Raw genomic sequence first — 6,101 nt, 5'->3', positions numbered from 1 at the left:
CGGGCCCCTGAAGGGCATCACCCTGGACGAGGAGGCCATGGACCGGGAGTACTACGCGGCCATGCAGTGGGATCTCGAAACCGCCAGGCCCGCCAAGCAGAGATTGATCGAGCTGGGCCTGGAAGACGTGGCCCGGGACCTGTGGCCGTAGGCGGCAGTCGGAAGGTGACATCTCGCGGCTTACGCCGGCCTACCGGCTGAGAGTCGGCTGCGTGGAGTAGCCTTTAGCGATCGAGCCGGCGCCTAAGGGACGTTGGTTAAGGCGCCTGTTATCGAGGAGGTGGTGAAAAGGAGTTAATTCGGCAGGGCGTACGCCTGTGGTTGTGACCCGGAAGCTACTGGCAGGAGGTGGCCAAAGTGCGTGACTATTCCGTACTGTTGCGGCTGGGCTTTGAAAGGAAACCCGTAGGCGTGAAGTTCTTGATCACCAAGCCGGAGGGGATTCCCAGGCTGGACCGGAGCCTGAACTTCTGCGAGATGTTCAGGGAAGCTCAGAACCGACGGCCCTTTTGGGTGGGCCGGGAGGATTTCGAGTGCGTGGAGCCGTTTCTCCTGGGCATGGAAGAGGCCGGGCCGATGTTCGTCAGTGGGTTAATCGGCGAGAGGGAGGGCTTTTACGAGGAGGCGAGGGCCAACCGCGCCATATACTATTATTTGCCCAAAATGATAAAGGGCTCGGTAAGATATGTGGCCTTTTCCGCCCTGGACGTGGCCCCCTTCGATCCGGACGTAACCATTTTCACCGCCGACCAAGTACGCCAGGCTCAGCTGCTGCTGCGGGCGGCCACCTTTTCCACCGGAGAGGCCTGGTCCAGCCAGGTGACGCCGGTGGCCGCCTGCGCCTGGCTGTACGTGTACCCGGTGTTGAGCGGCCGAGTGAACTTCACCGTTACCGGCCTCAGCATGGGCATGCAGTCCTTGAAGGTGCTGCCGGACGGTTTGATTTTGGTTTCCATTCCCTGGCAAGTTATGCCCAGGGTGATCGAAAACCTTCAGAAGATGAAGTGGGAGAATCCGGGAGACGTTTTCCCCACCCGGGACGAGAACCGCGAAAGGGTAAAACGGTTGTTCCGGCAGTGGGAAGAAGAACTGACTGACGCGTAACCGCGGTGCCGTGTGGGTCGCCAAAGGCGAGCCCCTCGTTAAACTTTAGCTTCAAGGAGGAGACGACAATGCGTAGAGTCCTGGCGCTGTTGGTCTTGGTGGCCGTGGCCAGCCTGATCGTAGGCTGTGCTCCCCAGGCGGGCTCCCTGGCCCCCCAGAAGACGCAACAACCGGTGGTACTGCGGTACGGGGACTGTGAAACCGGCGAGGCGTTGGAACCTGCAAAAAAGATGGTGCAAAGGTTCAGTCAGAGAACAGGAGGCAGCTACACGATTGAACTTCACCATGTTTCCGAGTTGTGTGAGGTTCCCGAGATACTAGATGCCGTGAGAACCGGAGCGGTAGAGATGTGCTATATGCCCCTGGGCGTGTTCACCACCGTGGAGCCCCGGTTTATCTCCTCAGAGTTGCCTTTGCTCTTCAATAGTATGGAGGCAGCGGTGCAAGCCTTGGATAAGCTAATCCCTCTGTGGAGCGAGATAATGGAGCAAAGATTTAATCAGAAGATGGTGGCCGGCTGGATCGTGCCTCCACTCGAAGTAGTCCTGGCCAAGAAGCCGATAAGAAAACTGGAGGACTGGCGGGGCAAAGTGATACAGTCTATCTCCCCCTCCATCTCGGACACCATTAGTATCCTAGGCGGCTCGCCGGTAGCCTTACCCTGGACCGAGGCCTATTCTTCGCTTCAGAAAGGGGTGGTGGACGGCGCCGTAGCCAGCACCATGCAGGTGGTTCTCTATAATCTTAACGACGTGGCCAAATACGTTTCCTGCTCCTACCTGTTCTTGGCTCCCAACGTGGTTACCATCAACTTAGATGTGTGGAACTCTATGCCTTCGGACATTCAGAAGATACTGTTGGAAGAGTGGCAAACCACCTCGCGGGAGAGGAACGAGTACTTTATCCGCAAAGCCAAGGAGAACCTGGATACCATGCGAGAGAGAGGGATGGAGGTTATTCTGCTGGATAAGGCGGAAAGAGACCGGTATGTTCAGGCGGTAAAGCCCTACGTAGACAAGGCCATTGCCGATATGGGCGATTTCGGCCAGAAGGTGAAGCAAATTGCCGACGAGGTGAATGCCAAGTACGCCTACCCGTACTAGGCTTCGGGACCTCCGGCGGCCGTCCCGGTTCCGCCGGGCGTCTCTGGGCCTCGCCGGGCACCTGACCGGGCGAAGGTCGCTCCAGCCCTGGGAACCGGGACGGCCGGGAGGCAAAAGGAACGAGGGGGATGAAAGGTGGTGGGTAAGACGGCCCGCACCCTGGCAGACCTTATTACGCGAGTTAGCGAGAGACTACTCCTCCTGAGCGGGCTGATAATCGTGGTGTTGGCCGTGGTGGTCTTTATCGGGGCCGCGCTCCGCTATTTTGTCCACCGGCCGGAGCCGTATTCGTCAGAAATAAGCATGATGCTCTTGGTGGGGTGCAGTCTGTTGGCCTTTGCCGGGGTGCAGAGCTTAGGTCGGAACGTGAGGGCGGACTATCTTACGCGCCTCTATCCTCCGCTGATTCATAAGCTCTTGCTCGGTCTGGTTGCTCCGGCCCTCGGATTGTTCTACTCGTTGATCGTGACCTACTACGGCTGGATAAACAGCCTGTACTCGCTGCAGGTGAGGGAGGTCAGCCACTCGGTGATAAGAACGCCGCTGTTTCCCGGAAAGGTGCTGGTGCCTATCGGCTTTGGTCTTTTGTGCTGCGTGCTGATCGTTCAGTTTTGCCGGGGCGCAGGATCTATGTCCTTGAGACCGAGAAAGGACCGACCTTCGGACTCGTGGGCTCCCGGCGCGGGGAGGTAGTCCGGTGGAAATCCCGATGGCAGGGGCCTTATGCGGCCTGGTTTTTCTGATTCTCACCCTTTTGGGGGTGCCGGTGGTCTTTTCCCTGGGCTTTTCCGCCGTAAGTGTCGGGCTTCTAACCTACGGAGTTACCTGCCTGCCCAAGGCGGCCTGGACGCCCTTCTACGGGCTCTACAATCTCGGTTTTGTGGCCCTTCCGCTGTTCGTGCTCATCGGCTGCATCATCGCGGAAACGCCTATGGGTACAGAACTCTACGATATGGCCCGGAAATGGCTGTCTCGGCTTCGAGGTGGCCTGGTGGCAGCGGGCATTATCGGAGAGGCGGTCATGGCGGCCGCCATCGGTACCAGTATGGCCTGTATATTGGTAGTGGGCAAGAGCGCGGTGCGTGAATTGGAGAAATACGGCTACCGCAAGGAATTCGGCCTGGGCGCCCTATTGGCCGGCGGCTGTTTGGGCCCCCTCATCCCTCCCAGCATGCCCATGATCATTTATTCGGTGCTGGCCAACGTGTCCTTGGGGCGTCTATTTACGGCCGGAATAATCCCGGGCATAATACTGACCGCCATGCTCTCGCTAACCGCCTTGGCCATTTGCCGGTTCAAGCCGGAATGGGCCTTTACGCCGCAGGCCGCCCGTCTAGCAAAGGAAGAAGAACGGTTCACCTGGGGTGAGAGGCTGGCCGCCCTTCGCCGTACCTGGCCCTTGGTGGCCCTCATCCTGGCCATCCTGGGCTCCATTTACATGGGCCTGGCCACTCCGGCGGAGGCCTCGGGCATAGGTTCGGTGGTAGCCCTCCTATTGGCCTTACTAGTCTACGGAGTACGGGCTTCGGGCCTGCGGCGGGCGCTGGAGGAAACGGCGGTCATCAACGGGATTATCATGTTCATCTTGATCGGCGCCTCGTTCTTTTCCTATATCATGGGCAGTGCAAACATTGCCAAGTACCTGCCGGCCCTAATCGAGTCCTGGGGGATCTCCAGGTGGACGGTGATCATCGTCATCAACGTCATACTCCTAATCCTGGGCTGCCTCCTTGACGCTGCTACCATCACCTTTCTGACCGTCCCTATTTTCGTCCCTCTGGTTACCGCCCTGGGGTTCGACCCCATATGGTTTGGGGTGGTATTCCTAGTAAATACCCAGATCGGGGTCATCACCCCTCCGGTGGGGATGGATACCTTCACTGCGGCCAATGTTTTCGGCGTACCCGTCGGAGACCTGGTGCGGGGCGTATTGCCTTTTCTGATAGTGTTGTTGGTTTTCCTGGCGATTGTGACCGCCTTCCCCCAGCTTAGCCTGTGGCTGGTCAACGTGACGGTGGCCGGCTGAACCTGCCCGTCCGGTTGCTGTGGCGCTTGGTGGAAGGTGGGAGGCCGAGGCGGTGGCGCGTACAAGCACGGCAGGCCCCAAGGCGGCCCGATTTTGATTCTGAAACAAGAATAAAGAGGGGGTGAACAGCATGGAAGAAAGAGCGGAGAGGACAAACGAGTGGTGGCAAGCATTGGAAAACCGGGTGCGGGTACTCGAGGATATGGAGGAGATCAAAAAGCTACACCAGAATTATGTTTACTGGCTCTGTAACTTACAGTGGGAAGACATGCTGGATTGTTTTGTCGAAGAGGCAGAGGCCGATATTCTAGGAGATAGGTTGGTAGGCAAGGCGGCCATAGGAGAGTTCTTTCACCAAGTGTTGGCCCGGCGGGTGAAGCGTAGCGACGGCCACCTGGTGGCTCAGCCGGTTATCACCGTAGAGGGGGACCGGGCCGAGGGTTACTGGATCCTGTACTTGTTCTTCTCTGAGCCTGAGGTGCGCTGGCTGCAAGGCCGCCAGGAGTGCGAATACGTGAAGGTCGGGGGCAAGTGGAAGATCCGGCGGATGAAGTTTATCGGTCCCTGGCCGCCGCCGGAAGCGTAGGGCCGGTTGAGCGCAGACCCGGCAAAAAGGGGGAGGTCGGTAAGTCCATGCTGCTGGAGAACCGAGTAGCCATTGTTACCGGAGCGGCGCGGGGGATCGGTAAGGCCATCGCCCGGCGGTTTGCCGAAGAGGGCGGCGCGGTGGCGCTGGTGGACCTCCAGGACCAGGAGGCCCAGGCCGCGGCGGCGGAGCTGGCGGGACGGGGCCACCGGGCCCTAGCCATGAGGTGCGACGTTTCCGATAGCCGGCAGGTCAAGGAAATGGTGGGAACCGTACTGCGGGAGTTCGGCCAGATCGATATTCTGGTGAACAATGCCGCCTTCGGCCCTCCCTCCCGGCGTTTTGCGGAGATCCCCGAGGAGGAGTGGGACAAGACCATCGCCGTCAACCTCAAGGGCGTTTTTCTTACCTGCCAGGCGGTGCTGCCTCACATGCAGGAGCGCGGCTACGGCAAGATCATTAACATCTCTTCCGGCAACGCGGTCGCGCCCGCGCTACCCATGGCCCATTACGCCGCCTCTAAGGCCGGGGTGCTGGGCCTGACCAACGATATCGCCTTGGAGTATGCGCCTTACGGGATCTGCATTAACGCCATTCTCCCCGGTCCGGTGAGGACCGAGCTTTGGGACTGCAATATCCCGCCCGGCGTCGACAAAGACGACTTCTTCCGGGAGCTGGGCCAGGTGGTACCCATGAAGCGGGTGGGGATGCCGGAAGACATCGCCTCGGTAGCCCTGTTTCTGGCCTCGGACCTTTCTAGCTTCGTCACCGCCGGCCAGATTCACGTGGGCGGCGGCCTGCCGCTGCGCTACCAGGTGGAGCCCTAGCAGACCCCCCCCATGCTGCAGAATGCCGCACCACAGGCAATGAAAAAGGGCGCTGGCGTCGAAGTATTCCTTTGGGCAGCTGGCGCAAGGAGATCGACACTGGCTGGTGCTATAAGCCCGACTAGCAGACGGATCCGGCGGTTTGGAGCACCACTGAGTGTTGCCGCCTTCTGGGGTGAGCACGTAGGGTAGAATTTCAAGGTGCACAGCCGCTGCGCCTTCTGCCCGGAAATGTACAGGGGGTGAACCTCATGCAGGTTGTTTACGAGCGGTGCTGCGGTATAGACGTTCACAAGCGGAATCTGGTTGCCTGCGTTATCACCCCGGAAGGCAAGGAACTCAGGAGCTTTGGCACCATGACTGTTCACCTCCTGGAACTGGCTGACTGGCTGGAAGAACGCGGCGTAACCCACGTGGCCATCGAGAGTACAGGCTTCCAGTAAACGCCTGTACTC

General features: G+C 59.3%; 6 protein-coding genes and 1 pseudogene. All 7 read left to right on the top strand.

Annotation, left to right across the window (positions count from 1 at the left end):
* Positions 1–357: 357 nt before the first annotated feature.
* Positions 358–1,104 (top strand): DUF169 domain-containing protein, encoded by a 747-nt coding sequence (locus tag NUV99_11980; GenBank protein ID MCR4420807.1) that lies wholly within the window; start codon positions 358–360, stop codon positions 1,102–1,104.
* Between the two features lie 68 nt (positions 1,105–1,172).
* Positions 1,173–2,207, top strand: coding sequence for a TRAP transporter substrate-binding protein DctP (gene dctP, locus NUV99_11975; protein ID MCR4420806.1), 1,035 nt, complete (start codon positions 1,173–1,175; stop codon positions 2,205–2,207).
* A gap of 135 nt (positions 2,208–2,342) precedes the next feature.
* Positions 2,343–2,900 (top strand): TRAP transporter small permease, encoded by a 558-nt coding sequence (locus tag NUV99_11970; GenBank protein MCR4420805.1) that lies wholly within the window; start codon positions 2,343–2,345, stop codon positions 2,898–2,900.
* A gap of 4 nt (positions 2,901–2,904) precedes the next feature.
* Positions 2,905–4,233 (top strand): TRAP transporter large permease, encoded by a 1,329-nt coding sequence (locus NUV99_11965; GenBank protein MCR4420804.1) that lies wholly within the window; start codon positions 2,905–2,907, stop codon positions 4,231–4,233.
* A gap of 130 nt (positions 4,234–4,363) precedes the next feature.
* Complete coding sequence (locus tag NUV99_11960) at positions 4,364–4,819, top strand: nuclear transport factor 2 family protein (protein MCR4420803.1); 456 nt, start codon at positions 4,364–4,366, stop codon at positions 4,817–4,819.
* Between the two features lie 47 nt (positions 4,820–4,866).
* Positions 4,867–5,646 (top strand): SDR family oxidoreductase, encoded by a 780-nt coding sequence (locus tag NUV99_11955; protein MCR4420802.1) that lies wholly within the window; start codon positions 4,867–4,869, stop codon positions 5,644–5,646.
* A 251-nt stretch (positions 5,647–5,897) separates the two neighbouring features.
* Positions 5,898–6,080, top strand: a pseudogene (locus NUV99_11950) (IS110 family transposase).
* The last annotated feature ends 21 nt before the right edge of the window (positions 6,081–6,101 follow it).

It is taken from the genome of Clostridia bacterium (genome assembly GCA_024653205.1).
Classification (GTDB): domain Bacteria; phylum Bacillota; class DSM-521; order Neomoorellales; family SLTJ01; genus JANLFO01.
The sequence above is the reverse complement of the archived record's forward strand: the minus strand, read 5'-3'. Positions and strand labels throughout refer to the sequence as shown.